Below are 26,657 nucleotides of genomic sequence, written 5' to 3'. Positions count from 1 at the left end.
TTGAAGGATTGGATCGAGGTCTAACGCGATACGAAGCAGTTGCCGCCCGCAGCCTTGTAGCTGGTGCACAAATTGATGGCATCGTTGCGCGACTGGGCCGGAACGCGGACACGGTAGAACGTGCCCTTGCCGGCAATCTCGGCCTTGACGATGTTGGCCGTACGGCCGGAAAGCACGCTGCCATAGCGGCGCTGCAGATCCTGATAGGTCGACTGGGCGCTGTCCACCGTCGGCTGCGAAGCGATCTGTATCGACCACGAACCGCTGCCGGTCGCGGTCGAGGCCGGATCGATGGAAGCGACCTGATCGGGCTTGACCTCGCCGACCACATCGACGGGCTGGTCGGACGGGCGCTGTGGCGCGATCGCAACCTTGGCTGGCGTGTTGGCCGACTGCGCCTTGGCTTCAGCCTTGGCAGGTTTGGCGGCGGGCTTCAGAGCCGGCTCATCGTCGGCCTGCGCGGCGGCGGACGCCACGGTGCCAGTCTGATCGGTGCCAGTCTGGTCGGCGCCAGCCTGGTTGGCGTTAGCCTGGCCGGCAGGCGCCACATGCTGTGGCGCCGGATCGGTCGGCTCCGCCGCGGCCACTTGCGGTGCCGCCGGTGCCGGGTCCTCGCGCGCCACCAGTGAGCCGTCGGACTTGACCACCATGGTCCTGACCTTGCGCGGCGCAACGGCAACGACATCGTTGTTGGTGCCCTTGTCGGCCTCCTGCAGGACCTGCGCGATGCGATCCTCCGACTTCGGCGCGGGCGCCGCATTGTCGGCCGGGGCCGCGCCAGCGGTCGAAACCTCGCCACCGCCATCCATGCCGGCTGCAGCGTTCTGATCGGGAGAAAGATCGACGGCGCGGGCCGGGTCCTTCGCCTGCACGTCCACCGGTTCCTCGACGTTGGTGACAAGCTTCTGCTGGACCGGCTCGGCGGGCTTCGCGCCCTTGACCACCGCGTCATAGACCTTGTTGTCCTGGTTCGGCACCACGGTGCCGCCCGGATTTTCCGGTTTGACCTTGATCGGCGAATTGTCGGCCTTGACGATCACCGGAGCTTCGCTGCCGCCCTTGCCGCCCAAAGACAGCGCGAAGGCGCCAAGACCGCCAGCGACCGCCACGGCGCCGACAATCGCGGCAATGAACAGGCCGCGCCGGCCCGACGGCCGTGCGGCTTCCCGCTCGCCGAAGCCCGGAACCGACATCGCTTCGTCCAGTTCGGGATCGTAGTCGAGTTCATCGACGGTAAAATCGTCCGCCTGCGAGACCGGCTGGCTACCAGGCAGTTTGTCGAGGTCGAAGCCTTCGGCAGCATCGGCATAGGCCGAAGCCGAAGCCCGAGCAGGCATTTCCGCCGGCCGTGCCGCATAAGTCCGCGCTTCCGGTTGATAGGCCTGCCTGGGCTCTTCATTGGCCCCGCCATATCCCGGATTGATCCTATCATATCCCGGATTGGCAGCGTCATATCCTGGATTGGCGGCGCCATATCCCTGGTTGAACCCGGCATTGTAGGATTCGTCGGCATAAGCGGCAGCGCTGGCGGCAGCAGGCGCGACCTCCACGGAATTCATTTCAGTCAGAAGGCTGGCGAATTCGGCGTCGAGATCGTCATAACCGGATGCTGCCGGCTCATCTTCCTCGAAATGCAACTCTGGAATGTCGAGATCGTCGGCCAGCGCCACGACGCGCTCCGGCACATCGACCGTCTCGACATCGGGCATCTCTTCATAAGGCGAGGACTGCGGTGCCGAGACCGGAGCCAAATAGGGAGCAGCTGCAACCGGCTCGGCCGAATGGTAGGAGGGCACTGTGGCCACTTCGGGTGCTGCCGTCCTGCCCCCCATAGAGGCGGCAGGCTGCGCGGCAAATGCCGGCTGTTGGGGAACCGGTGTCACGCGGCTCCAAGAACGGGCCGGCTCCGACTGTGCGGAGCGATCCGCCAGCCAATCGAGTGAATCGGCCTGATCCCGCCGGGACACTGTTTCGTCACGCGGATCGATGCTTTTGGCCAGGGCGGCGTCGAGGGCATCGTTGTCGATATCGACATCGCCCTGTTCATGCGAGCCGAAATCCTGCTCCTGAAGTTCATCGAGCAGCAGGTCGTCGAGGTTGGCGTCGGCGGCCTGGGCAGAGCCGGAGTGATGCACATCCTCGGATCCTGGTTCATCGAGGTCCCAGTCGAGGTCACCAACAAGATCGGCGGGTTCCTCCGCGGCCTTCGCGGTCGCGGCGAGAGGCGGTTGAACGGGCGTCGCGGTCCACTGAGTGACGACTGGCTGAGCCATGGCCAACTCCTTGGCCGGCGGCACCGCGCGCGCGGTCATGGCGCCAAGAAGCGCGTTCAACTCATCTTCGAGGCTTCGTTCGTCCTCGATGGGTGCTTGCACAGGCGGCGCAATGGTTGCCACGGGCGCTGCCGGCTGCGCCGGAGCCGTGGCGATTTCAGCGACGGGCTCTTCGGCAGGCTGGGCAAACGCCTCCTCCAAATTCAGGTCGGAAGCGTCATCCGAAACGGCGTCTGGATTCTGGTCCTTCGTGTCGACGGCATCGGCAAGCAACTCGTGCGCTTGCGTCTCGTCAAAAGCCCCTGGCTCATCCGCCTGAACGTCAAAATCCACGTCGACATCGGCCATGGCATCGTCGAAGTGGCCCACGAAATCCTCGTCGGAGATCGCCTGGGTTTCATTCGCTGCGGCCAGTACAGGGTCCGGATATTCGACAGCAGCCTCTTGGCGCTGATCCGCCGGATGGTCGTCGAGCATCAGCTCGTCTTCGAGCGAGATCGCGACCGCATCGTCGAATTCATCATCGGAGGCCGGCTCGACGGCCACCGGCACTTCGGCAACCGGCGCTCCGGCAACCGGCGATTCAACGGCAGACCGGGTCTCGGCGGCCTCGTCCTCGATATGGAAATCCTGGTCGAGGGAGGCGGCAAGCTCGTCCTCCATCGGCAGATCGTCGTCGAAGGGCGAAACGTCTTCTAGAGAACTGGCGACGGCATTGTCGAAATCAGCGTCGAAGGCAGGCTCGACGGACGACACAGCTTCCGAGGCGCCAGGTTCCGCATGGCTGGCGACGACTGCCTGGTCATCGGCATCCGACATGTCCAGGCGGAAATCGTCATCGAGCGACAGCGCAAGATCGTCGTCCGCCACATCGACGGCCATCGGCTCGAATGCCGGCTCATGAGCCTCGACAACTGGAGCAGCAACGCTTTCGGCGGCGTCGAACTCGCCCATCAGTTCCTTCTCGAGGTCGATGTCGAAATCGCCCTCTCCCGCAGTCTCGTCGGTGACAGCGGCTTTCGGCTCTGCCGGCGCCTGCGGCTTGACCGGCTGGCGCGGGTCGAATCCCATGATCCTGGTCAGTTCCGCGAACGGATCATCGTTGGCGATGTCGTTGTTGTCGGCTGCTCTCAGCTGGGTTCTGTCTGCCATTGTTGTTCCCGAACTCGCACTCATTCGGACGCCTTGGACGTCGCGCAGGGTTGGCCCTTACCAGCGCAATGTGGGCAAAAGGTGACAGGTTTTTTAGTCAAACCTAACGCATTTCGGTGGGCGCGGCGGCCCCGATCAACGTCAGGCCGGACGTCAGAACATCCGAAACAGCCTGCACCAGCCCTAGTCTGGCATGCGTCAATTGTCGGTCGTTAACCTTAACAAAACGTAAGTCAGGATTATCCGTGCCACGGTTCCAGTGTCCGTGGAAGCTGGAAGCCAGATCATAGAGATAAAATGCCAGCCGATGTGGCTCGAGCGCAAGAGCGGCGGACTCGATCAGGCGTGGATATTCGGCGAGTTTCCGGATCAGGCCGATTTCACCTTCGTCGGTCAGCGACGTTGCCGCGGCCGCCAGGCTGTTGCGATCGAAATTCGCCTCCCCCAACTGTTCGCTCGCCTGCCGGAACACCGAATGGCAGCGCGCCGAGGCGTACTGCACGTAGAACACCGGATTGTCCTTGGACTGCTCGGTCACCTTGGCGAAATCGAAATCGAGCGGCGCATCGTTCTTGCGATAGAGCATCATGAAGCGGATCGGATCGCGTCCGACCTCCTCCACCACCTCGCGCAGCGTCACGAAGTCGCCGGACCGCTTCGACATACGCACCGGCTCGCCATCGCGAAACAGCTTCACCAGATTGCACAAGAGGACAGTGAGCTTGACGTCGTCGCCGGCAATCGCCCGCGCCAAGGCTTCTAGGCGCTTGACGTAGCCGCCATGGTCGGCGCCGAGAACATAGATCAGGTCGACGAAGCCGCGATCGACCTTGTCCTTCAGATACGCGACATCGGCGGCGAAATAGGTGAACGAGCCATCGGACTTGACCAGCGCCCTGTCCATGTCGTCGCCGACGGCCGTCGAGCGGAACAGCGTCTGTTCGCGGTCCTCCCAGTCGTCCGGCTTCTCGCCCTTGGGCGGCGGCAGCTTGCCCTTGTAGATATGGCCCTTCAGCGTCAGGTCGTTGATCGCCGAGCGGATCTTCCTGGCATTGTCGGCATGCAGCGTGCGTTCGGAAAAGAACACGTCGTGATGCACGTTGAGCAGCGCAAGATCCTCGCGGATCATCGCCATCATCGCATCGATGGTCCGGTCCTTGACGATGGCCAGCGCCTCGTCATCCGGCATCTGCAGCAACGAACGGCCGAACTCCCTGACCAGAGCCTCGCCGACGGAGACAAGATAGTCACCGGGATAAAGCCCCGCCGGAATCTCGCCGATATCTTCTCCAAGCGCTTCGCGGTAGCGCAGCATCGCCGAGCGCCCAAGCACGTCGATCTGGGAGCCGGCGTCGTTGATGACATATTCCTTGGTCACGTCGTAACCGGCGAACGCCATCAGATTGGCGAGCGCGTCACCGACGACGGCACCCCGGCAATGGCCGACATGCATCGGCCCGGTCGGGTTGGCCGAGACATATTCGACATTGGTTTTGTGGCCGGCGCCGATCGTCGAGCGGCCGTAGTTGCGCCCCTCGCCCAGAAGCGCCGACAGATGCGCTTGCCAGAAACCGTCCTTGAGCCGCAGATTGACGAAGCCGGGACCGGCGACGTCAGCGGCGGCGATATCGCTGTCGGCCCGCAGCGCTTCCGCCAGTTTCTCGGCCAGCGCACGCGGGTTCTGGCCGGTCGGCTTGGCCAGCACCATTGCCGCATTGGTCGCGAGATCGCCATGGCTGGTGTCGCGCGGCGGCTCGACGGCGATGCGCGACAGATCAGGCGAAACGCCGTCCTTGTCTTTCAGGTCAAGCGCTTCGACAGCCTTTACGACTCGGGCTGTGAAATCGGCGAAGATGTTCATGGTGTATGCTCTGGTGGCTTTATGACGAATCCGGCCCTTTGGCCGGCAAATCGAGCCCGCCCTAGCTCAAATCCGGGGTGCGGTCAAACAAACGCCTGTGTTCCTTGAGCGCGTAGGTGTCGGTCATGCCAGCCAGGAAATCGGCGACGCTGCGTGCCTTGATGCGATCCTCGGCGCGGTCCAGCCCTTCACGCCAGCCGTCGGGCATGGCGCGTGGGTCGGCGAAATAGACATCGAACAGGTCCCTGACGATCTGCTCGGCGTCCGCGCGCACTCGCATGACCTCCTCGTGCCGGTAGAGATGCTTGTAGAGAAAGGCCTTCAGTTCCTTCTCGGCTTCCGCCATTTCGGCCGAAAATGTCACCATCGTCTCGCCCGCCGCCCTCACCGCATCGGCGCTCAGCGGCCCGATCCGCTCCAGATTGGCGGTCGTTGACTTGATCACATCCTCGACCATGGCCGTGATCTGCCGTCGCATCAATTCGTGGCCGGTGCGCACGCCATCGAGCCTGGGATAGCGCTCGCGCACGCTCTTCAGGATCGTTCCAGGCAGCGAAACGGCCTTCAGCATGTCCAGCGTCAGCAGCCCTGACCGCAGCCCATCGTCGATATCATGCGTGTTGTAGGCGATATCGTCGGCAATCGCCGCGCATTGCGCTTCGATGCCGGCGAACCGGTCGAGTTCGAGATCCTGCAATTGCGAGTAATCTCGGATCGCCTGCGGTACCGGCCCTTTCAGGCCCTTGCCGCCGCTGTCGGTGAGCGGACCATTATGCTTGACCAGGCCTTCCAGCGTTTCCCAGCTCAGATTGAGCCCATCGAATTCAGCGTAGCGCGCCTCTAGCCTCGTCACGATGCGCAGGGATTGTGCGTTGTGGTCGAAGCCGCCCCACGCCGCCATCTTTTCGTTCAGCGCGTCCTCGCCTGTGTGGCCAAAGGGCGTGTGGCCGAAATCATGCACCAGCGCCACCGCCTCGGCGAGATCCTCGTCACCGCGCAGCGCCCGCGCCAGCGCACGCGCGATCTGCGCCACTTCGATCGAATGGGTCAGCCGCGTGCGGTAATGGTCGCCTTCATGGGCGATGAAGACTTGCGTCTTGTGTTTGAGCCGGCGGAAGGCCGTCGAATGGATGATCCGGTCGCGGTCGCGCTGGAACGGCGTGCGGGTCGGGCTCTCGGCTTCGTCGAAAAGCCGGCCGCGCGAGCGCGCGGGATCCGTCGCATAGGCCGCGCGCGGCCGATAGCCGAATCCGATGTCGCCAAGCTCATTTGTCATGGCTGATGCCGCCGCAGTTGACTTGCCCCGTCGCGCTTCATACCTATCATGTGAAACCGAAAGCAAGGTGACGCCAATGGGCGCGGATGCCAAGACCGCCATGAAAGTCGAGATGACCGAGGCTGCCGCCAAGCGGATCGCCAGGATTGTTTCGGCCGAAGCCGGCAAGACAGCGCTGCGCGTCTCGGTCGAAGGCGGCGGCTGCTCCGGCTTTTCCTACAAATTCGATCTGGTCGATGCTCGCAACGACGACGACGTCGCCATCGAGAAGGATGGCGCAACGGTGCTGATCGACGATCTGTCCCTGGTCTATATGGGCGGCTCGGTCATCGACTTCGTCGACGATTTGATGGGCCAGTCGTTCCAGATCAGAAACCCGAATGCGGTCGCCTCCTGCGGCTGCGGCACCAGCTTCTCCATCTAGGACCGATATGCCCGCAACTGGCGCGGTTCGTCAGGTTGCGCTCTCCGCCGGTCGCGACCTCGACGCGACGCTGGCCTTTTGGCGTGATGTGCTCGGCATGAAGGTGCATGCGCGGTTCGATCCGCCCGGCATCGCCTTCATCATGGCCGGCGATGTCAGGCTGCTGTTCACCGACGGCATCCCGGCCGGCACCATCTATCTCGACATCGCTGGCCTCGAAGCCTTCCACGCCGAGGCAAAGGCAGCCGGCATTCCCTTCACCGCGCCGCCAACATTGGTCCATCGCGACACCGAAGGCCAGTTCGGTCCGTCGGGGGAAAGCGAATGGATGGCCTTTATAAAGGACCCCGCAGGCAATACGGTCGGACTCGTCGAACGCCTTCCGCCGCAGGAACAATGAGACCGTCATGAAAATCGTCACCTGGAACATCAACGGCGTGCGCGCCCGCATCGGCAACCTTACCCATTGGCTGACCGAAAGCGCGCCCGACATCGTCTGCCTGCAGGAGATCAAGACGGTCGACGACCAGTTCCCGCGCGCCGAGATCGAGGCGCTTGGCTACAATGTCGAAACCCATGGCCAGAAAGGCTTCAATGGTGTGGCGCTGCTGTCGAAATTGCGCTTCGACGAGGTTATCAAAGGCCTGCCGGGCGACGATGCCGACGAACAGGCGCGTTTCATCGAAGGCGTGTTCTCGACCGACAAGGGCGCGCTTCGCGTCGCCTCGCTCTATCTGCCGAACGGCAACCCGATCGATGACGAGAAGAAGTTCCCCTTCAAGCTGTCGTGGATGGCACGGCTGGAGCGGTGGGCGCAGGAGCGCCTGAGGCTGGAAGAGGCGCTGGTGCTGGCCGGCGACTACAACGTCATTCCCGAGCCGATCGACGCGCGGTTTCCGGAGAACTGGCTGGGCGATGCGCTGTTCCAGCCGCAGACGCGGCAGGCCTTCCGGCGGCTGCTGAACCTCGGCTTCACCGAAGCAGTGCGCGCGGTCACCGATGCCCCGGATACCTACACCTTCTGGGACTATCAGGCCGGCGCCTGGCAGAAGAACAACGGCATCCGCATCGACCATCTGCTGTTGTCGCCGGAAGCCGCGAACCGGTTCTCGTCGGCGTCGATCGAAAAGCATGTGCGCGCCTGGGAAAAACCGTCCGATCACGTCCCGGTGGCGATCGACCTCGCGCTGCAGCCCGCCTGACGCAGGCCCTCCTGCCGCCGAATCGTCCCGGACCTCATATCGCCACATTCCGACGCATGATGGGAGTTCATCATGGCGGCCGGGGTTCCCATGACCATTCGATTTGCTCTTTGTCCGATCGGCTTGGCATTCGCTACGGCCGCGATCGTGCCTGCCTTCGCCGCGCAGGAATGTCTTGCCAATGGAAAATCCTATGCCGTCGGCCAGGTCGCCTGCCTAACGGTTGCCGATCAGAGTCATTTGGCGCGCTGCGATATGGTGCTGAACAACACATCCTGGACCAAGGTTGGCGATAGCTGCCCCGCAAACACAATGGCGCCGCACCTGCACGTGAGGCCGATCTCGACACCCGCGCCAAGCATGGCACCGACGGAGCCGACCGAGAAATGAGTGCCTCGAGTGGCGGGCGGTGTTGCTTTGCAAGCGACCGCTCGGCCAGGTTTCCAGATTGAAGAATTTCCGCGACGGCCGTGAAGAAATAGGGTTGTCGACCCTACTCCTGATCGGCGTTGTTGCCCTTGGTCAGGATGTCGTCCGCCAGCGAGATCGCGGTGCGGCGGTCGGCTTCGCCGGCCGCGGCGAAGGCCTCTTCCTGCATGCCGCGGATCCAGGGCTGATCGGCCGGCGAGGCACGCTCGAGGGCCGCGGTCATCATCGCCAGGCCGCGCACGATCTTGCCGCTCTGGAACAACAGGTGGCCAAGCGTCGCTTGCGCACCGGCATGGCCCTTCTCGGCGGCGAGCTGGAACCAGCGCCCGGCCTGCCTGACGCTGGCCTTCACGCCGCCCTCGCCCTTCAGGAACATCTGGCCCATCTCGAACTGGGCGTTCGGATTGCGGTAGTTGGCGGCGGCGCGCATGTAGTATTCCTGCGCCGCCACTTCGTTCTCGGTGACCGGGCTGCCGGGAATGCCCTTGCGCAGATAGTCGCCCAGCGCCACCAGCGCGTCGGAGACGTAGCTTTCTTCCGGAGAGCCGGGCTCGACGTCCTGGTCGACGATCTCCGAGAAGAACTTGAACGCCTCATAATCGTCGCGGGCCACGCCGTCGCCTTCGGCATACATGCGGGCAAGCTTCCAGGTGGCGCCGATCTGGCCGTTTTCGGCGGCGTATTTATAGGCCTCGGCTGCCTGCTCCTTGTGGCCGCTCTTGTAGGCGGAGAAACCGAACTGGAACACCGCCCAGGGGCTCGACTGCGGCTTGACGCCGGTCTTGTCGTCGAACACCTTGTCGTCGAAGGCCATGGCCTGGCCCACGGCGCCAAAGATCGCAACCGCGACCAGTGCCGAAAGGACGGATGACCTCAACAACTCTGGTGTTGACTTCAACAACTCAGATATCCGCATAGCAGTGTGTTTCTTTCGCACCGCCCGGATGGGTGACCGCGCCATCCCTGGCGGACCCTACCGTCTGTGCGTATTTCCATATCGCGCCCGACTGATAGTCGGTCGTGCGCGCCTTCCATGTCTTCGCCCGCGCCGCCAACTCGCTATCGGACAGTGCTACCTCGATCGTGCCGTTCACCGCGTCGATCGAGATCACGTCGCCATCCCTGATGAGACCGATCGGACCGCCAACCGCCGCTTCCGGGCCGACATGGCCGATGCAGAAGCCGCGTGTCGCGCCCGAGAATCGGCCGTCGGTGATCAGCGCCACCTTGCCGCCCATGCCCTGGCCGTAGAGCGCCGCGGTCGTCGACAGCATCTCACGCATGCCCGGGCCGCCGCGCGGTCCCTCATAGCGGATGACCAGAACCTCGCCTTCCCGATAGGCGCGGTTCGTCACCGCCTCAAAACATTCCTCTTCCGAATCGAAGCAGCGCGCCGGGCCGGAGAATTTCAGCTCCGCCATGCCCGCGACCTTCACGATCGCGCCTTCGGGAGCAAGGTTTCCCTTCAACCCCACGACACCGCCGGTTTGGGTAATTGGTCTGTTGGCCGGGCGAACCACATCCTGGTGTTCATTCCAGGCAACGTGCTCCATATTTTCGGCCAAAGTACGGCCAGTGACCGTCAGGCAATCGCCATGCAGATAGCCGTGATCGAGCAGCGTCTTCATCAGCAGCGGAATGCCGCCTGCCTCGAACATGTCCTTGGCGACATATTTGCCGCCTGGCTTGAGATCGGCGATGTAAGGCGTCTTCTCGAAGATTTTCGCCACGTCGAACAGGTCGAATTTGATCCCCGCCTCATGCGCGATCGCCGGCAGGTGCAGCGCCGCATTGGTCGAGCCTCCGGTGGCTGAAACCACGGTCGCCGCATTTTCCAGCGCCTTCAGCGTGACGATGTCGCGCGGCCGGATGTTTTTGGCGATCAGCTCCATGACCTTTTCGCCCGAGGCGAAATTGAAGCGGTCGCGCATTTCGTAGGGCGCCGGTGCGCCGCAGGAATAGGGCAGCGCGAGACCGATGGCCTCCGCGACGGTGGCCATGGTGTTGGCGGTGAACTGTGCGCCGCAGGAACCAGCCGACGGACAGGCGGCCTGCTCGATTTCGAGCAGTTCGGCATCGTCGATCGTGCCGACCGAGTGCTGGCCGACCGCCTCGAACACATCCTGCACGGTGATCTGGCGGCCGCGATAGCTGCCCGGCAGGATCGAGCCGCCATAGATGAAGATCGACGGCACGTTGAGCCGCACCATGGCCATCATCATGCCGGGCAGCGACTTGTCGCAGCCGGCGAGACCGACCAGCGCGTCGTAGCAATGGCCGCGCATGGTGAGTTCGACCGAATCGGCGATGACCTCGCGCGACACCAGCGACGACTTCATCCCCTGGTGACCCATGGCAATGCCGTCGGTGACGGTGATGGTGCAGAACTCGCGCGGCGTGCCGTTGGCGGCGGCCACGCCCTTCTTGACCACCTGTGCCTGGCGCATCAGCGAGATGTTGCAGGGTGCTGCTTCGTTCCAGCAGGACGCGACGCCGACCAGCGGCTGCGCGATCTCGGCCGCAGACAGGCCCATGGCATAGAGATAGGAGCGGTGCGGCGCACGCGCCGGACCGACAGTCACATAGCGGCTAGGGAGCTTAGCCTTTGAGATGACCTTGGCGTCCATTCTCTTCCTTGCCGCGGGCGGTGCGGCCTGTCCCATCGCCGGGCCTTCTGGCGCGTGTCCCGAGACGAGTTCGAGGTGCGCCGGGTTTATGGCGGGAAATGGGCAATTTTCTCGGCCTGACCTTTAGCGGAGGGGTTGTTCAAAAAGTGTTGCCAAAACGTCACATTTATACGATGCGGCCGAGGTGCGGCTTATATGCAACTTAGCTTGGATAACAGACTTGTCGGCAAGGCCGGCTCAAACAAAAAAGGCGAGCGATGCCCGGCCTTTTCTTATAATATTCAGGAGTTTAGAACTTGATCTTTACGCCGCCGGAAATCGCGGTGACCAGATCGTTGCCGAAGTCGTAGCTGGCATCCTCGCCGGCAATATAGCCGTTTTCACCAACCAATTCTCCTGAGTGACCGCTGGTCAACACGCCGACCGCTCCCGCCAAACGAATTTCGACGTTCGGCGACGGCGTATAGGCCACGCCACCACCCAGCGTCCATGTATCAGTCTGCGCACCATAACCATGCGAGGTGCCACGATCCCACGAAAGCTGGCCGGCGGCACTCCACTGATCGTTGAACTTGTGGCCGAGACCGCCTGTGACGGTCCAGCCGTCACGATACATCAGATCGAGCGAAGTCACCGCGGCCGGCGAACCGGTGAAGCATGACGAAGCGGGGAAACCCACAGGGCAGATCGGAACGCTTTGCAGCAGGCTCCAGTTGACCCACTTGACCGAGCCAAAGGCGAGCCAGCCGGGCGCGATGCCTGACTGAAGTTTCAACTCCAGGGTATCAGGCATGTACTGCGTTGAGCCAAAGATGGGGGTAATGCCCCTGCCGATACTGGTGAGATCCAGCGTTCCCTCGATATTGTCGAGCTTGACTTTCGAATTGTAGACCAGGCTTGCGCGCAACGCGATGTCGGGGATCTCGTAAGCGATGCCCGCGCGCCAGCCCCAGCCGCTGGTTTTCAGGTCGACACGACCCGTCAGTGCCGGAAAAACATTCACCAGGCTTTCCTTAAAGCCCGAGATATCCTGGTAGAACAAGCCGCCGATAAAGCGGAGCTGGCCCTTGCCGGCATCCATTTTGTAGGAGCAGGTACCTGCGTAGTTGTCGCTCTTGATATCGGTTTCGATATTAGAGAGCGCTCCGTTCCATATACCTGGCGCCGTGTGCGCGCCCCAGGGTTGCGAATAGTCGACCATGCAGTCGACGCCTTGCACAATTTGGACCTTGGCCCCTATGCGCGGAACCCAATAACCCTCGGCACCATCGGCTGAGGTGCCCAAGCCTAGATTAGCTCCGCCAGGACCACGCGCATTCTCGTACTTGCGATCTGGCATCACATAGGTCGCTTCAGCTTCCGTAGTGAATGGCGCCGGATCGAACAGCAGGTCGATATCGTAGCCGCCGCGCTCCAGACCGCCGGCTTGCGCCGGATGAATAACCGAGCCCATCAAAGCCAGCGAAAAGCACCCTGCCCCCAGCAGTGCTTTCAGACGCAAATTGGTCATGGATGTCCTCCCCGAATAACTAGTGGGTCAAGCTAGAACCAATTCAGGTTAACGGCGCAACAACGAAGTGCCGAGGCGTACATGTACATGCTCGCCAAACCCATTTTCGAGAAAATGCAGAACCGTGCCACAGGAGCAAAAATGGCCCGCGGCACGTCCAGCCAGCCGACAAAATGAACAAAAATAGCCCTAAAAGGCTCAAAAACTGCTAGTTTTGAAGGGAGTTAGCCCCATTGTTACATTATGGCAACAATGGGGCTAAAAGTTTCCGTTTACGTCAATATTAACGCAACGGAATGCCTATTTTCGAGGCAGGTGACGCATGGGAATTCGCCCCGGCGTCATAGGCGAATCTGCCCTTCAGCCGGCGTCGCGAACCCTGGTCAACGCCACTGAAAGCTTGTCCTGGGCGTCGCGATATTCGGCGAGCTTTTCCCGCTCGGCTTCCACGATCTCGGCCGGCGCGCTGGCGACGAATTTCTCATTCGACAGCTTCTTGTGCAGGCGCGCGATTTCCTCGGTCACCTTGACCAGTTCCTTCTGCAACCGCGCGGCCTCCGCGGTGAGGTCGATCAGGCTGCCAAGCGGCAGGCAGATCGTCGCCTCGTTGAGCACCATCTGCGCCGAGCCCTTGGGTGCCGTATCGGCGAGCGAGATGTCACCGACACGCGCCAGCCGCTTGATCGCGGACTCCTCGCGAACCAGCCGTTCGCGCGTCACGTCATTGGCGCCGACCACCACGAGCGGCGCAATGGCCGCCGGCGGCACGTTCATCTCCGAGCGCACCGAGCGGATGCCGGAGACGAGATCGACCAGCCAGTTGATGTCGGCAGCCGCTTCAGCGTCCTCGAAATCCGGCGACGGCCACGCGGCATGGCACAGCAGCGAGGCGCGTTCCTTGCCCTCGCCCGCGGTCTGCGCCCACAGTTCTTCGGTCATGAACGGCATCATCGGATGCAGGAGCTTGTAGATCTCGTCGAGCACGAACGCTACGCAGGCGCGGCTTTCGGCCTTGGCGGCCTCGTCCGTGCCCATGAACACCGGCTTCAGCAGTTCCAGATACCAGTCGCAGAACAGGTTCCAGACGAAGCGGTAGGCGGCTCCAGCCGCCTCGTTGAAGCGATACGAGGTGATGCCGTCGGTGACCTCGCGCGCGGCGCGCGTCAGCTCGGTCAGGATCCAGCGGTTGACCGCCAGCTTGGCGTCGTTCAGCCAGAAATCGTCGTTGCGCGCGACTTCGTTCATCTCGGCAAAGCGCGTCGCGTTCCACAGCTTGGTGCCGAAATTGCGATAGCCGGCGATGCGCGCCGGGTCGAGCTTCACGTCGCGCCCCTGCGCCGCCATCACGGCAAGCGTGAAACGCAGCGCGTCGGCGCCATATTCGTCGATCAGGTCGAGCGGATCGATGACGTTGCCTTTCGACTTCGACATCTTCTGCCCGTTCTTGTCGCGCACCAGTGCGTGCACATAGACGGTGTGGAACGGCTCCTCGTCCATGAAGTGCAGGCCCATCATCATCATGCGGGCAACCCAGAAGAAGATGATGTCGAAGCCGGTCACCAGCACGTCGGTTTGGTAATAGGTCTTCAGCTCCGGCGTTTGGTCCGGCCAACCCAGCGTCGAGAACGGCCACAGCGCCGACGAAAACCAGGTGTCGAGCACATCCTCGTCGCGGGTCAGGATCTCGCCGGGCTTGAAGGTCTCGAGCTTGTCCTCGACCCAGGCCTTCCACGGCCCTTCGAGCGCCAGATAATATTCGATGGCGGCACTCAGCGCCTCTTCCTCGGATTTCTCGACGAAGACGTGCCCGTCCGGCCCATACCAGGCCGGGATCTGATGCCCCCACCAGAGCTGGCGCGAAATGCACCAGGGCTGGATGTTCTCCATCCAGTCGAAATAGGTTTTTTCCCAATTCTTCGGGACGAAATTGGTGCGCCCCTCGCGCACCGAGGCAATCGCCGGCTTGGCGAGTTCGGCCGCGTTGGCATACCACTGTTCGGTGAGGAACGGTTCGATCGGCACCCCGCCGCGGTCGCCATGCGGCACGGTATGGCGATGCGGCTCGACCTTGTCGAGGAAGCCGCCGGCCTCCATCAGTTCGACGATCTTCTTGCGCGCGACGAAGCGGTCGAGGCCGTCGAGCCCGTCCCACACGGCTTGACGCTCCGGCGTCACATCGATGCCGGCGAGGAAGTCCTCATTATCCCTGAGCGTAACGGCGGCCTCGACGGTCAGGACGTTGATCGCCGGCAGCTTGTGGCGCTTGCCGACCTCGAAGTCGTTGAAATCATGCGCCGGCGTGATCTTGACCGCTCCCGACCCCTTTTCCGGATCGGAATACTCGTCGGCCACGACAGGTATCTTGCGCCCGACGATAGGCAGGACGACGTTCTTGCCGACGAGATGCCGGAACCGCTCATCGTCGGGATGCACCGCGACAGCCGTGTCGCCCAGCATCGTCTCGGGGCGCGTCGTCGCCACGGTGATGAAGGTCTTCGGGTTTTCCGTATCGAAAGTCGCGCCTTCGATCGGATAGCGGAAGTGCCAGAGATTGCCGTTGACCTCCTGCTGCTCGACCTCGAGATCGGAGATCGCGGTCAACAGTTTCGGGTCCCAGTTCACAAGGCGCTTGTCCTTGTAGATGAGCCCTTCCTTGTAGAGCGTGACGAACACTTCGAGCACGGCCTTGGACAGGCCCTCGTCCATGGTGAAGCGTTCGCGCGACCAGTCGGCGGAGGCGCCGAGACGTTTCAACTGGTTGAAGATCAACCCACCCGATTCGGCCTTCCACTCCCACACCTTCTCGATGAATTCTTCGCGGGTGAGATCGCGGCGATGGATCTGCTTTTCCATCAGCCGGCGCTCGACCACCATCTGCGTGGCGATGCCGGCATGGTCCATGCCGGGCTGCCACAGGACGTTCTTGCCACGCATGCGCTCGAAGCGAACCAGGATGTCCTGCAGCGTGTTGTTGAGCGCATGGCCCATATGCAGCGAGCCGGTGACATTGGGCGGCGGAATGACGATAGTGAAGGCCTCGGCCCCCTCCTCCGCCCCCGCGCCGGCGCGAAACGCGTCGGCTTCCTCCCACACCTTGGCGATCTTGGGCTCGACGGTCTTGGCGTCGTAAGTCTTTTCAAGCATGGGGAAACGGTCCGCGCTGTCGGGAATTTTGCTGGTTCGGTGTAAATCGGAAGGTCTTGGCCAAGTCAACCGCGAGGGCCGCCTGGGCCTTTACAAGCAGATAGGCGCGGCCTTGGTCATTTCAACGAAAGGCGCGCGGCAACCGCATCTTGAGCCCGAGGCATCGCTACGAACCGAGCCCTGGGGTTCCCGCACGTTCATTGTCAGCGACCCCGACGGCAATTTGATCGCCTTCGCCAGTTCTGCGACCAGCGGCTGACCGCGCCACAACGAGAAACGCCGCCTCGACGGCGGCGTTTTTTCAGGAATGCAGGCCTGGACGCTATTGCCCCCCGCGTGCCACGCGCTCGATCTCTTCGCGCACCAGTCTTTCGACCAGCGTCGGCAGATTGTTGTCCAGCCAGTCCTGCAGCATCGGCCGCAGCATTTCTTCGGCCATCTCGTCGAATGTCTTCTTGCTGCGGCTTGCAAAGGCGTCGGACAGTTCGCCGAAGGCGGCCGCAACCTGCCGGCCGGCATGTTCGGAAAGAATCGCGGGACGCACCGCATGCGCTTCGTTTGCCGCCGCGCGCCCCTGAGCCGTGCCCGTTGCAGCATCGATCGACGAAGATTGCTCTGTCGCAGGTTCCGCCGCCGTTTCGCTCGCCGACACCTCCGGCTGTGCCGCTGGCTTGCGGATGCTCCGGTCCGGCATCGCCTTGGCTTGCTCGCCAACCGCGGCGATCTCGCGACGCCAATCGGCGACGATAGCCTCACTTGTCGCAACCTCCGCGGGAGCCGCCGGCGCGTCGCGGCTGGGCATCGGCTCGGCGGCAATCCGGGCGCTGACCTCGGCCAGTGTCGTCGGCGTCCTGTCCGCGGCCGGGTCGGCACGCGGCGGCGCTTCCGTGCGTGCGATCACCGGCTGTGCGGCTGGCGCCTGGACTTCCGCCGTCGCGGCCGGTTTCCTGACCTCGGGGACAGCATGCAGTTCGGCGCGGAACGCGTCGATGTCCGCAGCCGCAACAGCACTCGGCGCGGGCTCCAGGTCCTGCTGCAACTCGTCGGTCTCGCCGGGCTGCTTGCGGCCGTTGTCGCTGTCTTCGATGATCCTCCTGATGGAAGCCAGTATCTCTTCCATGGAGGGTTCGCGCTGTGCGCTGCTTGCCGTTGCCATCGTCACATCCGCCGCCCTTGTGACCCGTTGCAGGTTTCCGCTCCGGCAAAAGCCGGATTCGAATCATGGCGACAGCGTAACCGACGGATCGCCGCACGAGAATCCCCAATCTGGGGACATGTGGGATTTCAACAGATTAGAGCGATTCCGCCAAAGCCGTATGACGGCTCCCCGTCAGCAATCAACCGAGGGACAACGACAGTCCCGCGTTTCCGGTCGAATCGCCCAGCCCGGAAACGCCGTTCGAACGAAGCGCCTAGCGGCCATCCGGCGTGCGCAGGCCGATCCACTTGTCCTTGACGGCGTTGTAGTGCTCTTCAGGCCTGTACTTCGTCACCTGCAGCGCAAGCCGGTCGACCGACAGACGGCCGACCGCCGAGAGGATGGCATAGCTCGCCACGACCACGTCGTGTTCGGAATTGGCTTGGTTGATCTTGGCGGTGATGAGGGTAGCCTGCGCATTGAGCACGTCGAGCGTCGTGCGCTGGCCGACATTGCGTTCCTCGATGACGCCGTTCAGCGCCAGCTGTGCGGCTTCGATCACTTGCCTGTTGGCGGATACGCTTTGCTGCGCGGCGGTGTATTGCGACCATGCCGTGGCGACGGCCTGGCGCACCTGGTCGCGGCTGACGTCGACCTGGATGCGCGCTTGCCCGAGCGACTCCTTGTCCTGCCGGACGACCGCCGAGGTCCGTCCGCCGGAATAGATCGGGATGGTCAGCGTCGCGCCGATATTGGCCGAGGTCGAATTGCCGTTGGAACCCGTCACGTCGGGGATGGCTTTGCGGTAGTTTTCCGAAATACCGGCCGACGCCGACAACTGCGGCAACAGCGCGCCCTCGGCCGATTTCACCGAGAACGCCGCGGCGTCGACCAGATGCTGGGTGGCAAGGATGGCCGGATGTTCGGCCGAGCCGATGGCGATCGCGGCGTCGAGGCTCGACGGCAGCAACCGTCCCAACGGCGCGGCTGGCTTGAGCTTGCCCGGCTCGTCGCCGACAACCTGGTGATAGGTCGCGGCACTGGCCAATGCCTGCGCACGGGCAGCACTGAGCGAGGCCACAGCCGAGGCGCGCTGGGCATCGGCCTGCGCGACATCGGTGCGCGTACCTTCGCCGACGTCGAAGCGCGACCGCGCGGCGCGCGCCTGTTCGGTCAGGAACTGCAGGTTCTGCTGGGTCAGCACCGCGATCTGCCGGTCGCGAATCACGTCCATATAGGCGGTGGCCGCGCTGAACAGCGTGTTCTCTTCGGTGTTGCGCAGGCTTTCGACCGACGCCTTGACCTGGGATTCGGCCGCCGCGACATTGTTCCTCGTCTGGAAACCGTCGAACAGCAACTGGTTGATCTGGATGCCGTAGCTGCCGCTTGTCAGCTTCGAATTGCCGCCGCCATTTGCCTGGCGCGTGTTCGTATAGTCGATGTTGGCCGACCCGGTAACCGTCGGGCGCCAGCCCGACTTGGCGATGGCCACGCTCTCGTCGGTGACGCGCACACCGGCACGCGATGCATTCAGTGTGGAATTGTACTGGTAGGCTTTTGCAAGGGCACCGGTGATGGTTTCAGCCGATGCAGCCAGTGGGGATAGCGCGGTCGCCGACACGAGGACGGCGGTGAAAAGTGATTTGCGTACTGACGGCACGTTATATCCCTCATTCGTTTTCCATGGGAACCGCGCCGCGCCGACTTCTCCTTCTGGAGCAGCCGGCGTGGCGTGTTTCATGTTCCCTGTCGCTCGGCCCAAAGTGCCCCCAGTCTGGGATCAGCAACGATCGTTCAAATGCAAGCGAACATGACAAAGCCTTTGCTGCAAGGCCAAATCATTCAGAATTCGAAAGCATGCTCACGTTCGAACCCGGGTAGTGGCTTAATTGCCGCATTAAATGCCCTTCTACCGGTTACAACCCCCCCAGCCTTGAAAAAAAGCCGCGCCACGCCCGCATTGCCCTGGCCCTCGACCGCAACCAGGCGGCCGCCTTCGGCGAGCTGGTCGAGCAGCGACGCCGGCACTTTGCCGACACTGCCGCCGATGAAGATGACATCGTAAGGGGCTTTTGCCGCATGGCCTTGCGCCAGTGCGCCCTGAGCCACGGTCACATTGCCGCAGCCCAGGCTGGACAGGGTCGACCCGGCGGTTTGCGCCAATGCCGAATCGCTTTCGAGCGCCACGACGGATCTCGCCAGGCGCGACAGGATCGCCGAGGCGTAGCCGGTGCCGCAGCCTACATCGAGCGCCGAATCGGCCACGCTGATCTCGGCCAATTGCATCAGCTTGGCCAGCGGCGAAGCTTCCATCAGGTATCGCGGGCCATCGGCACCGTCGGCGATGCGGATGTCCCCGTCGATATAGGCGAGATCGCGCTGGCGATCGCCGACGAAAACCTCGCGCGGCACGGAAAGCATCGCGTCGAGCAGCGGCGCGCTGGTCACGTCGGTGGTGCGGACCTGACCATCGACCATCTTGACGCGAAGTTCGGAAAAATCAGCGCTCATGTTCCAACCAATCTGCTTGCCGCGTCAGAATCGCGGTTCATGTCGACCGGAACTTCAGGCTCCGGCGCTGACGCGCGGGAGCCCGGGCATTGGAGGCCTCGCCCGGAATCGAACCGGGGTGCAAGGATTTGCAGTCCTCTGCGTAACCACTCCGCCACGAGGCCTCATTGCTCCCGGCGTTCCACCCGGTTCCAATAGGTTGCGGCGAAAATGCCGTCAAGCGGCCACGACGCATTCCGAACGGTTTCCTTGGCGCCGGCTCCGCCCCTGTCAGATCGCCGTCACAGTCGCTCACTCACATTAGCAATCCGTTAAGCATGGCGGATGATCGAGCGAAACGCCGCGCACCGGCTTGCGTTGAAAAACAGGGAGGACCGCGCCATGGCCCTGGCAAAACCAAAGGACGAAACGCAAGAAACCGAAAGCGTGCCGCTGCTCGGGTGTGAGGAATTGGTGCGTTACGCCATCGACTGCCTGAGAATCGAAGGCACCGGCAGGCTTTCACCGCGTGACCGCGCGCGTCTGGCATCGGCTTCCGCGGTCCTGAAGGAGATCAGCGAGGATTTGAAGGCATGCGCGCAACCGGATTCGGAGGAATCCGGCACTGGCACGGAGAGACAGCGCCAGGATTGATTCTCTTCGAAGCACAGCAATGCGAGACGGATCGGCCGACGGCCGCTCAATCCGGCCGGCGCCGCCGCTCCCACCAGACGACCAGGCGGCGCCGGTGCCGGCGCACCATGGCGAATTCATAGGAGAGCACCAGCAGCCCGAGCGGCACCATCCAGAAGCCAAGGATCGGCAAGAACCCGAGGATGCCGCCAATCGTCAAAAGCGCGCCGATCGTGATTCTGAGACCGCGCGACTGCGGCATGGTGAATTCGCGCCCGAAAACCAAGATCTTTCGTACGGGTATCCGGTTTTGGTCCGCAGTCGTCATCGCGAAGAACTGCCTGTCTGAGGGGTCGATAATGTCATTTTACGGAAGCCGCGACCGCCCTTTCGGTTCCACACCTGTCGCCAAGACGGCTAATATGAGGGTGGGCAAGGCCGATTGCGAGAAACCGCCGCGCGAAAAAGTCTCGGAAAAATGCGAAATGCTGCTTTGCAAAGCCGAAACGGGTTTGCTATAGGCTGCGCCACTTGCTCAAAGAGCCTCCGTTCCCCGGTAGCTCAGTGGTAGAGCAACCGGCTGTTAACCGGTTGGTCGCTGGTTCGAATCCGGCCCGGGGAGCCACGGCCTCTTCTACGCCATGGCGCGATGCTGCGCGCCAGCGTGCAATTTCTCCCATACTCTTTGATCTCGATAGTCCTGCTTCCAGAGTGTCAGAACATCGAGGATCCTCGTCTAGGCTGTCCGCCCGCGTGGTCGTTGCCACCGTGCGCGGCGACGAACATGGCGACGGCCGACCGGCAATAGGATTCGATTTCGTTGTCGTTCTCTGCTCTCGCCTCATCGAAGCGTGCGATAATCAGGAGATCGCATCCTTTGAAAAGCGCGGCAAACAAGCGGGCGGATTGGAGAGGATCGGGCACGTTCAGCATCGCCTTCGCGTGCAACTGACGCAACAGGGCCTCGATCTGGGCGATGATATGGGCGGGGCGGGCTTCGTAATGGAGCTCGCTTAACGACTTCTGATTGGTCGTGTCGGCCATGATCATGGCTTCGACATTGCGGACGTCCGGCCTCAACAGGGTGCGAAGCAGGGATGATCCCACCGCCATGAGCTGATCTTCGGCCGAACCGTCGACACCTTCAAAAAGGGCCTGTGCAAACCCATGGCAGCCGGCCGCCATGGCCGCGCTGAACAGCGCTTCCTTGTTCTCGAAGTGCCTGTAGATGCTGAGCTTGGAGATCTTCGCCCGCTGGGCGACCTTGTCCAACGTCGTCGCCTGAAAACCCAATTCCACAAAGAGTTCGCTCGCGGCGTCGAGGATCGTTTGGCCAAGCGCCTCGTTGGCGGGCCGGCCGCGCCGGCGGTGGCTATTTTCGGTCACGACAATTCAAGTCCTTGACAGTATCCTAATTCTTGAATTACGATACCATGCAGTGTCCGAAATATGCAAGCCATTGGATGGGTTCAACCTGTCCTGCAACGGAGCCCATCATGGATGACGTCATCATCATCGGCGGCAGCTTTGCCGGTCTCGCCGGCGCCCTGCAGCTCGGCCGTGCCCGCCGCAAGGTCACCGTTCTCGATACCGGCCTGCCGCGCAATCGCTTCGCCGGCCACTCGCATGGCCTGCTCGGCCACGATCACAAGCCACCGCTGGACATCCTGGCCGAGGCGCGGCAGCAACTGGCGCGTTATCCCACGGTCAGGCTGGTCAATGCCCGGGCCGTCAGCATCTCCGGCGCCATCGACGATTTCTCCGTCCTCACGGGTGATGACGAAAGCCTTGCGGCGCGTCGCCTGATCCTGAGCTATGGCGTCACCGACCAGATGCCTGATGTTCCGGGCTTTGCCGAAGGCTGGGGCAAGTCCATCGTGCCCTGCCCCTATTGCGACGGCTTTGAAGTCGCCGGCCAGCATTGGGGCCTCGTCTGGTCCGGCCGGCAGTCGCACAATCAGGTCAGGCTGTTCCACGATTGGACCGACAGGTTGACGGTCTTCGCCGATGGTCATGACATTCCGCCCGATATCCGGGCCGATCTGGCGCGCCGCAACACACCTGTCGTCAATGGCCGGATCATCGAGATCGCGCATCACGGGGCCCATAACGCCACCGTCAAGCTCGATACCGGCCCAAATGTCGCGGTCGACATCCTGTTCGCGCATCCGCGCAACAAGCCGGCGGCAAGCCTGCATGAATCACTGGACCTCGCCACGGTCGATACGCCCCTCGGCATCATCCTCAAGGTCGACGAGCGCCGCGAAACCAGCACGCCCGGCATCTACGCCGCCGGCGACCTCGCCAACCCCCTTACGCCGCCATCGGTCACCCTGGCATCATCGCACGGCGCGATGGCAGGTATCTTCGCCCAGCAGTCGATGCTGGTTTGAGAGCAGAATTTGCGTTCTCCGGTCCCAATTAGCCAACCCGAGCGGCGGCGCTCCAATCTAAAGCAAGAAGGGAAGTGACCCTCATGAATACGACCAGTCCTGGGATGAGCGTCAAACTTTATGGCACGGCAGGTAGTCCCAACGTGCGGGGGGCGATGCTTGGCCTCGCCGAGAAAGGTGTGGAATACGAGTTCGTCAGCTTGATGCCGCCGGCATGGAAAACGCCGGAGCATCTTGCGCGGAATCCGTTCGGCAAGGTTCCGGTGCTTGAGCATGATGGCTTCGAAGTCTTCGAAACCCAGGCCATCTTGCGCTATCTGGACCAGACGTTTCCTGGTCCGGCGCTCCAGCCGACGAACGCGCGCGAAGGGGCGCGTATGAATCAGATCATCGGCATTATCGACTGCTACCTGGGCCCATCCTGGGGCGGCATTGGGTTCGAGCGAGTGGTCGCGCCAACCTTCCTCGGCCAGCCCACCAACATGGAACGGGTCAACGCGGCCGTGCCCATGGCACGTAGCTGCGCTGAGGCGCTTGAGCCTCTGATTGCGGCACCCTACCTCACCGGCGAAACCTTTAGTCTGGCCGACATCCGCCTCATGCCGCATTTCGACCGGCTGCGTATAACGCCAGAGGGCGAAGCGATCCTCGATGGCAAGAACAAGCTCGTCCAGTGGTTCGCCCATGTGAGCGGACGCCCGAGCGCCAAACAAGTCCTGCAGTAGTAATTCGAGGCGTTGATTCTGGGGCCGCCGTTTTGAAAGCACAGATTGGAGATGAGCATGGCCGTCGAACCGGACAGCGCGGGTGTGCGCTTCCCTCCGCCCTTCATCTATCTGGGAGCGCTGCTGTTGGGGTTGGCGGCGGAGCGGTTCGTCGCCCTGCGCTCTTTCGGCATCGACTGGCGGTTGCTGGTCGCAGCAGGCGCGCTGCTGTTCGTTGCCGGCGCGGCGGTGATGCTTGCGGCGGCGGGCCTATTCCGGCGTTTGGGCACCAACGTTCCGCCGTCGCGGCCGACGACCCTCATCGCAACGACCGGTCCTTATCGGTGGACCCGCAATCCCATGTATCTCGGTATGGCGCTTGTCTATGCCGGCCTTGCGATCGGCTTTGACGGGCCGATCGCGTTCGCCATGCTCCCGTTGGTGCTGATCGCGATTCAGACGCAGGTGATCGCCCGCGAGGAGCGCTATCTCGAAGCGAAGTTCGGCGACGACTACCGCCGCTACAAGGCCGAGGTTCGCCGCTGGCTCTGACCGTCGCGAGATCACCGCACAAGACGGCGACGGGATACGCATCAAGCAGCATCACGTTTGGCGGCCCGATATACTCCATAACCGACTTTGATGAGCAAGCCCTCATCGCACATCCGGGCTAGGTAGCAGCGGGGAATGCCGATTGCTGTCAGTTCAGCCGTTCGCACCTCGCCACGTTCGCGAGCGAGGGCCGCAGCTCGGTCTCTCAGCGTCGGCTTTGGCCCGCCAGCAAGGCGTAGGGCTTCTGCGCGGTCACGATCACGTTTGCGCATCTTCGTCACCGAGGGCGCATTCTGGCGTAGGGGAATCGCGAATTCGAATTTCTCAGCTTCGTCGATCCCGGGGAGCCAACATCTCAAAGAACTTAGCCTCGCCAATCCCCGTCAACGTGGCTGACAAAACTCGCGTTCGGCTACAACACGGGCTACATCTGTGCTGTGGAGCAGGCCGCAACGCTCCTTGAGCCGCTACCCTTTTGCGCGCCAGAGCGCCCCAATGAAAGGAGCGATTCGGCATGGGGTTCGAGGTGGAAGACCTGTCTAAGATCGCCAAAGGCCTCGCCCTGCTCGTCCCGGGCCTCCTCCTCTATGTCCGCGCTCAATTTCTCACTGGTCGATTATGATCAGAGGCGCAATCGCCGGATGCTTGCTGGTTCTCATATCGCTGCCGTCAATGGGCTGGCGATTTCGGCGCGCTGACACCTACCTCGACCTGCGACCAATATAACGGGTCATCGGAATCGAACCGTCTTGGCTTCGTCTCAGACTTGATCATCGGAACAAGTACCGCGACGGGCAAAGACTACGACGCCCATAACACTGACATACAAGCCTGTGTTGCGTCTACATTCGCTCCACCGTGCGCAACGGAAACAACGACCATCCGCGATGTGTTGGCGGCATGCATGTTGATGGTAGGCCAATGATTGTCTAAAGGCCGGGAAGCCGAAGCCGCCCGGGCCGTGACGCCCCTGAAGTAAAGAAAACGCCCGCCACGTTTTGCGTAGCGGGCGCTAGTTCATGGGAGGAAATGACACGTGCGTGCGGTCAACGGCCCCCTTTACCCAAGATGACGATACGCCTCGCCTAGCTGGATAATAAGCGCGCGCCAGTTGCAGCGCTTTATATCCGGGTTGCGTGACTTTTCTGCCACAGACGAAGAAAGCCCGGCCACCTGAGCAGCCGAAAGCCGCCGGGCCTATAGCGTGAGCCGATTTCTCGCCGGCAGGCTTGCACATGGGGAATCTCCGGAGCAATGCTGCGGCCGTGGAGGAATCATGCGAAAAATCCTGGTAGCGCTGCTGCTGGCCGCGGCTGCACTTTATGCGAATTGTGCCCTGGCACTGGACAGCAGCGACGCCCCCGTCATCGTCACCCCGCTGGCATCACGCACCACCACGGCATCCGGTCAACCGATCACGCTGCCGCGGAAGAACGTGCAGGTGCTGGTCTCGACCTATGACATCGCACCCGGCGCGACCTTGCCGGTCCATCGCCACCCCTTCCCGCGCTACGCCTATGTCGAGGCTGGAACGCTGAAGGTCACCAAATGTCGAGACCGGCAACAGCAACACCTACAAGACAGGCGATTTCATCATCGAGATGATCGGGCAGTGGCATCAGGCCACCAACATTGGCGACGGGACGGTCAAGCTCCTGGTGATCGATCAGGTCGAGGAAGGCGTCAAGAATACGGAATTGCGCCAGTAGCCACCAAGGCTATGCCCCGCCCGGTGGGCGGAAAGGCAATGCCCCCCGCCCTTGCCTCGCGGACCATTCGAACCAGGCGCTTAGCCCCAGGCGCCAACCGGCTGCCGGGTCGTTGCGTTCAGCCTGTTGAAGGCATTGATCAGGGCGATCTGGATGACCAGTGCGGCAAGCGCCTTTTCGTCATAATGGCGGGCCGCTTCGTCCCAGACATCGTCCGGCACCGCGTCCGGCCGGTCGGCGAGCCTAGTGCCGGCTTCTGCCAACGCCAATGCCGCGCGCTCGGCATCGGTGAAATACGGGGTCTCCCGCCATGCCGCCAGCGCAAAGATGCGCTCGTCCTTTTCTCCGGCCTTCTTCAATTCGCGCGCATGCATGTCGACACAGGCGCTGCAGTTGTTGATCTGGCTGGCGCGCAGATGAATGAGCTTGCGCGTCACATAGGGCACGTCGGCCGCCTCGGTCGACTTGTCCAGCGCCAGCAGCGCCTGCACCGAACCGGGGATGAGCATCACCGGGTTCTTGATCCTTGCTCGCATGATTCTTCTCCTTTTGAATTGTTTCTCCGGGCGTGTTTTCCCGGCCCGGACGCCTCGCATCCAGGGTTTCGAACTTGATGAAACTGTTGGCTGCCTGCCGCGTATCAGGCCTGTTTTGCGGTAATCTGTTCGAGCCGTTCGAGAATGCGCGGCCAACCACTTCCCATGCCGACATAGCCACGCTCGTCGGCCGGCTGGAATCCCGACTGCTCCATTCGCACCCGGGTCGCCACACCCTCGGGCGTCAGTGACCACGTCACCACGGTTTTCAACCCGCTGTCCGATTCCGTCCCATCGCCCCAACTGTAGGCCAGCAGCCGCGGCGCCTCGACTTTCAGCACCACGCAGTTCGTCACGCCAGACCATCCGGGAACTGGTATCGCACGGAATGTGAAGCGATGCCCCTCTTGCGCAGCGAAGTCATTCTGCATGAGCCATTCGCCGACGAGTGCCGGCACGGTCAGCGCGCGCCATATCTTTTCCGCCGAATATGGAATCAGCCTTTCGACGACGATCGATTTGGTTTCCGTCATGCCTTGCTCCTCTCGTTGTTGTCGTCGTGCCACGCACGCGCAATCAATAACCCGCCAGCTATACGTAATTC

At 62.5% G+C, this 26,657-nt stretch carries 23 protein-coding genes, 2 tRNA genes and 1 pseudogene; 10 read left to right on the top strand and 16 right to left on the bottom strand.

Going from position 1 to position 26,657, the window contains the following annotated elements; translation table 11 throughout:
- Positions 1-20: 20 nt before the first annotated feature.
- From FJ970_RS17570 to FJ970_RS17560, 3 genes are all read right to left on the bottom strand, one after another.
- Positions 21-3,425, bottom strand: coding sequence for an SPOR domain-containing protein (locus FJ970_RS17570; RefSeq protein ID WP_140761407.1), 3,405 nt, complete (start codon positions 3,423-3,425; stop codon positions 21-23).
- A gap of 103 nt (positions 3,426-3,528) precedes the next feature.
- The gene (gene argS / locus FJ970_RS17565) at positions 3,529-5,286 is read right to left on the bottom strand and encodes an arginine--tRNA ligase (RefSeq protein WP_140761410.1); all 1,758 of its coding nucleotides are present in this window, start codon (positions 5,284-5,286) and stop codon (positions 3,529-3,531) included.
- A 61-nt stretch (positions 5,287-5,347) separates the two neighbouring features.
- Entirely contained in the window at positions 5,348-6,562 is a 1,215-nt protein-coding gene (locus FJ970_RS17560) for a deoxyguanosinetriphosphate triphosphohydrolase (protein ID WP_140761412.1), read from the bottom strand.
- A 76-nt stretch (positions 6,563-6,638) separates the two neighbouring features.
- Here FJ970_RS17560 and erpA point away from each other — a divergent pair, with 76 nt between their 5' ends.
- The 4 genes from erpA (at position 6,639) to FJ970_RS17540 (ending at position 8,578) form a co-directional block, all read left to right on the top strand.
- Positions 6,639-6,986, top strand: a complete 348-nt coding sequence (gene erpA / locus FJ970_RS17555; RefSeq protein ID WP_140701617.1) for an iron-sulfur cluster insertion protein ErpA — start codon at positions 6,639-6,641, stop codon at positions 6,984-6,986.
- Between the two features lie 7 nt (positions 6,987-6,993).
- Positions 6,994-7,386, top strand: coding sequence for a VOC family protein (locus FJ970_RS17550; RefSeq protein WP_140761415.1), 393 nt, complete (start codon positions 6,994-6,996; stop codon positions 7,384-7,386).
- Positions 7,387-7,393: 7 nt separating this feature from the next.
- A complete protein-coding gene (gene xth / locus FJ970_RS17545) occupies positions 7,394-8,188 on the top strand; it encodes an exodeoxyribonuclease III (protein ID WP_140761417.1) in 795 nt (264 codons plus the stop codon).
- Between the two features lie 72 nt (positions 8,189-8,260).
- A complete protein-coding gene (locus FJ970_RS17540) occupies positions 8,261-8,578 on the top strand; it encodes a hypothetical protein (RefSeq protein WP_181178711.1) in 318 nt (105 codons plus the stop codon).
- 103 nt (positions 8,579-8,681) lie between these two features.
- On the opposite strand, the gene FJ970_RS17535 is transcribed toward FJ970_RS17540, so the two are convergent.
- The 8 genes from FJ970_RS17535 to FJ970_RS17500 form a co-directional block, all read right to left on the bottom strand.
- Positions 8,682-9,533, bottom strand: a complete 852-nt coding sequence (locus FJ970_RS17535; RefSeq protein WP_140761419.1) for a tetratricopeptide repeat protein — start codon at positions 9,531-9,533, stop codon at positions 8,682-8,684.
- On the bottom strand, positions 9,520-11,244 hold the full coding sequence (ilvD, locus tag FJ970_RS17530; RefSeq protein WP_140761422.1) for a dihydroxy-acid dehydratase: 1,725 nt from the start codon (positions 11,242-11,244) through the stop codon (positions 9,520-9,522). Before ilvD ends, FJ970_RS17535 begins: the two co-directional genes overlap by 14 nt.
- A gap of 289 nt (positions 11,245-11,533) precedes the next feature.
- On the bottom strand, positions 11,534-12,754 hold the full coding sequence (locus FJ970_RS17525; protein WP_140761425.1) for an OmpP1/FadL family transporter: 1,221 nt from the start codon (positions 12,752-12,754) through the stop codon (positions 11,534-11,536).
- Positions 12,755-13,114: 360 nt separating this feature from the next.
- Positions 13,115-15,898 carry a valine--tRNA ligase gene (locus FJ970_RS17520; protein ID WP_140761428.1) on the bottom strand — a complete coding sequence of 928 codons (2,784 nt, stop codon included), beginning with the start codon at positions 15,896-15,898 and terminating at the stop codon, positions 13,115-13,117.
- Between the two features lie 322 nt (positions 15,899-16,220).
- Positions 16,221-17,054: a PopZ family protein gene (locus FJ970_RS17515; protein WP_140761430.1), complete on the bottom strand. Its 834-nt coding sequence runs from the start codon at positions 17,052-17,054 to the stop codon at positions 16,221-16,223.
- Between the two features lie 256 nt (positions 17,055-17,310).
- Positions 17,311-18,696 carry a TolC family outer membrane protein gene (locus FJ970_RS17510; RefSeq protein ID WP_140761433.1) on the bottom strand — a complete coding sequence of 462 codons (1,386 nt, stop codon included), beginning with the start codon at positions 18,694-18,696 and terminating at the stop codon, positions 17,311-17,313.
- Positions 18,697-18,878: 182 nt separating this feature from the next.
- Entirely contained in the window at positions 18,879-19,547 is a 669-nt protein-coding gene (locus tag FJ970_RS17505; RefSeq protein ID WP_140761436.1) for a protein-L-isoaspartate O-methyltransferase family protein, read from the bottom strand.
- Positions 19,548-19,637: 90 nt separating this feature from the next.
- Positions 19,638-19,711, bottom strand: a tRNA-Cys gene (locus FJ970_RS17500).
- 217 nt (positions 19,712-19,928) lie between these two features.
- Between FJ970_RS17500 and FJ970_RS17495 the strand changes: the two genes are divergently transcribed.
- Positions 19,929-20,180: a hypothetical protein gene (locus FJ970_RS17495; RefSeq protein WP_140761439.1), complete on the top strand. Its 252-nt coding sequence runs from the start codon at positions 19,929-19,931 to the stop codon at positions 20,178-20,180.
- Positions 20,181-20,226: 46 nt separating this feature from the next.
- Here the strand turns inward: FJ970_RS17495 and FJ970_RS17490 are convergent, their stop codons facing one another.
- On the bottom strand, positions 20,227-20,487 hold the full coding sequence (locus FJ970_RS17490) for a hypothetical protein (protein ID WP_140761441.1): 261 nt from the start codon (positions 20,485-20,487) through the stop codon (positions 20,227-20,229).
- A gap of 222 nt (positions 20,488-20,709) precedes the next feature.
- On the opposite strand from FJ970_RS17490, the gene FJ970_RS17485 reads away from it, so the two are divergent.
- Positions 20,710-20,784 (top strand) — tRNA-Asn (locus tag FJ970_RS17485).
- A gap of 89 nt (positions 20,785-20,873) precedes the next feature.
- On the opposite strand, the gene FJ970_RS17480 is transcribed toward FJ970_RS17485, so the two are convergent.
- A complete protein-coding gene (locus tag FJ970_RS17480) occupies positions 20,874-21,545 on the bottom strand; it encodes a TetR/AcrR family transcriptional regulator (protein ID WP_140761444.1) in 672 nt (223 codons plus the stop codon).
- A gap of 110 nt (positions 21,546-21,655) precedes the next feature.
- Between FJ970_RS17480 and FJ970_RS17475 the strand changes: the two genes are divergently transcribed.
- The 3 genes from FJ970_RS17475 (at position 21,656) to FJ970_RS17465 (ending at position 23,808) form a co-directional block, all read left to right on the top strand.
- Positions 21,656-22,552, top strand: coding sequence for an NAD(P)/FAD-dependent oxidoreductase (locus FJ970_RS17475; RefSeq protein ID WP_140761446.1), 897 nt, complete (start codon positions 21,656-21,658; stop codon positions 22,550-22,552).
- A gap of 83 nt (positions 22,553-22,635) precedes the next feature.
- A complete protein-coding gene (locus FJ970_RS17470) occupies positions 22,636-23,277 on the top strand; it encodes a glutathione S-transferase family protein (protein WP_140761449.1) in 642 nt (213 codons plus the stop codon).
- A gap of 57 nt (positions 23,278-23,334) precedes the next feature.
- Entirely contained in the window at positions 23,335-23,808 is a 474-nt protein-coding gene (locus FJ970_RS17465) for a methyltransferase family protein (RefSeq protein ID WP_140761452.1), read from the top strand.
- Positions 23,809-23,849: 41 nt separating this feature from the next.
- Here the strand turns inward: FJ970_RS17465 and FJ970_RS17460 are convergent, their stop codons facing one another.
- The gene (locus FJ970_RS17460; protein WP_140761456.1) at positions 23,850-24,080 is read right to left on the bottom strand and encodes a type IV toxin-antitoxin system AbiEi family antitoxin domain-containing protein; all 231 of its coding nucleotides are present in this window, start codon (positions 24,078-24,080) and stop codon (positions 23,850-23,852) included.
- Between the two features lie 1,004 nt (positions 24,081-25,084).
- On the opposite strand from FJ970_RS17460, the pseudogene FJ970_RS17455 reads away from it, so the two are divergent.
- Positions 25,085-25,517: pseudogene (locus FJ970_RS17455) on the top strand (cupin domain-containing protein).
- Between the two features lie 80 nt (positions 25,518-25,597).
- Here the strand turns inward: FJ970_RS17455 and FJ970_RS17450 are convergent.
- Both FJ970_RS17450 and FJ970_RS17445 read right to left on the bottom strand, forming a co-directional pair.
- Entirely contained in the window at positions 25,598-26,053 is a 456-nt protein-coding gene (locus FJ970_RS17450; protein ID WP_140761459.1) for a carboxymuconolactone decarboxylase family protein, read from the bottom strand.
- A gap of 104 nt (positions 26,054-26,157) precedes the next feature.
- Positions 26,158-26,586 carry an SRPBCC family protein gene (locus FJ970_RS17445; RefSeq protein ID WP_140761462.1) on the bottom strand — a complete coding sequence of 143 codons (429 nt, stop codon included), beginning with the start codon at positions 26,584-26,586 and terminating at the stop codon, positions 26,158-26,160.
- Positions 26,587-26,657 lie beyond the last annotated feature (71 nt).

Source organism: Mesorhizobium sp. B2-1-8, from assembly GCF_006442545.2.
Taxonomy (GTDB): Bacteria; Pseudomonadota; Alphaproteobacteria; order Rhizobiales; family Rhizobiaceae; genus Mesorhizobium.
Note: the sequence above shows the minus strand (reverse complement) of the source record. Positions and strands in the feature narration are given on the sequence as shown.

What these genes read in the sequence shown, in the direction of transcription:
- FJ970_RS17445 (WP_140761462.1), bottom strand. Translation starts at nt 26,586, where the DNA reads ATGACGGAAACCAAATCGATCGTCGTCGAAAGGCTGATTCCATATTCG.
- FJ970_RS17460 (WP_140761456.1), bottom strand. Translation starts at nt 24,080, where the DNA reads ATGCGCAAACGTGATCGTGACCGCGCAGAAGCCCTACGCCTTGCTGGC.
- FJ970_RS17475 (WP_140761446.1), top strand. Translation starts at nt 21,656, where the DNA reads ATGGATGACGTCATCATCATCGGCGGCAGCTTTGCCGGTCTCGCCGGC.
- FJ970_RS17540 (WP_181178711.1), top strand. Translation starts at nt 8,261, where the DNA reads ATGGCGGCCGGGGTTCCCATGACCATTCGATTTGCTCTTTGTCCGATC.
- ilvD (WP_140761422.1), bottom strand. Translation starts at nt 11,244, where the DNA reads ATGGACGCCAAGGTCATCTCAAAGGCTAAGCTCCCTAGCCGCTATGTG.
- FJ970_RS17520 (WP_140761428.1), bottom strand. Translation starts at nt 15,898, where the DNA reads ATGCTTGAAAAGACTTACGACGCCAAGACCGTCGAGCCCAAGATCGCC.
- FJ970_RS17550 (WP_140761415.1), top strand. Translation starts at nt 6,994, where the DNA reads ATGCCCGCAACTGGCGCGGTTCGTCAGGTTGCGCTCTCCGCCGGTCGC.
- FJ970_RS17495 (WP_140761439.1), top strand. Translation starts at nt 19,929, where the DNA reads ATGGCCCTGGCAAAACCAAAGGACGAAACGCAAGAAACCGAAAGCGTG.
- FJ970_RS17505 (WP_140761436.1), bottom strand. Translation starts at nt 19,547, where the DNA reads ATGAGCGCTGATTTTTCCGAACTTCGCGTCAAGATGGTCGATGGTCAG.
- FJ970_RS17490 (WP_140761441.1), bottom strand. Translation starts at nt 20,487, where the DNA reads ATGACGACTGCGGACCAAAACCGGATACCCGTACGAAAGATCTTGGTT.
- erpA (WP_140701617.1), top strand. Translation starts at nt 6,639, where the DNA reads ATGGGCGCGGATGCCAAGACCGCCATGAAAGTCGAGATGACCGAGGCT.
- FJ970_RS17470 (WP_140761449.1), top strand. Translation starts at nt 22,636, where the DNA reads ATGAATACGACCAGTCCTGGGATGAGCGTCAAACTTTATGGCACGGCA.
- argS (WP_140761410.1), bottom strand. Translation starts at nt 5,286, where the DNA reads ATGAACATCTTCGCCGATTTCACAGCCCGAGTCGTAAAGGCTGTCGAA.
- FJ970_RS17525 (WP_140761425.1), bottom strand. Translation starts at nt 12,754, where the DNA reads ATGACCAATTTGCGTCTGAAAGCACTGCTGGGGGCAGGGTGCTTTTCG.
- FJ970_RS17535 (WP_140761419.1), bottom strand. Translation starts at nt 9,533, where the DNA reads ATGCGGATATCTGAGTTGTTGAAGTCAACACCAGAGTTGTTGAGGTCA.
- FJ970_RS17450 (WP_140761459.1), bottom strand. Translation starts at nt 26,053, where the DNA reads ATGCGAGCAAGGATCAAGAACCCGGTGATGCTCATCCCCGGTTCGGTG.
- FJ970_RS17570 (WP_140761407.1), bottom strand. Translation starts at nt 3,425, where the DNA reads ATGGCAGACAGAACCCAGCTGAGAGCAGCCGACAACAACGACATCGCC.
- FJ970_RS17515 (WP_140761430.1), bottom strand. Translation starts at nt 17,054, where the DNA reads ATGGCAACGGCAAGCAGCGCACAGCGCGAACCCTCCATGGAAGAGATA.
- xth (WP_140761417.1), top strand. Translation starts at nt 7,394, where the DNA reads ATGAAAATCGTCACCTGGAACATCAACGGCGTGCGCGCCCGCATCGGC.
- FJ970_RS17560 (WP_140761412.1), bottom strand. Translation starts at nt 6,562, where the DNA reads ATGACAAATGAGCTTGGCGACATCGGATTCGGCTATCGGCCGCGCGCG.
- FJ970_RS17465 (WP_140761452.1), top strand. Translation starts at nt 23,335, where the DNA reads ATGGCCGTCGAACCGGACAGCGCGGGTGTGCGCTTCCCTCCGCCCTTC.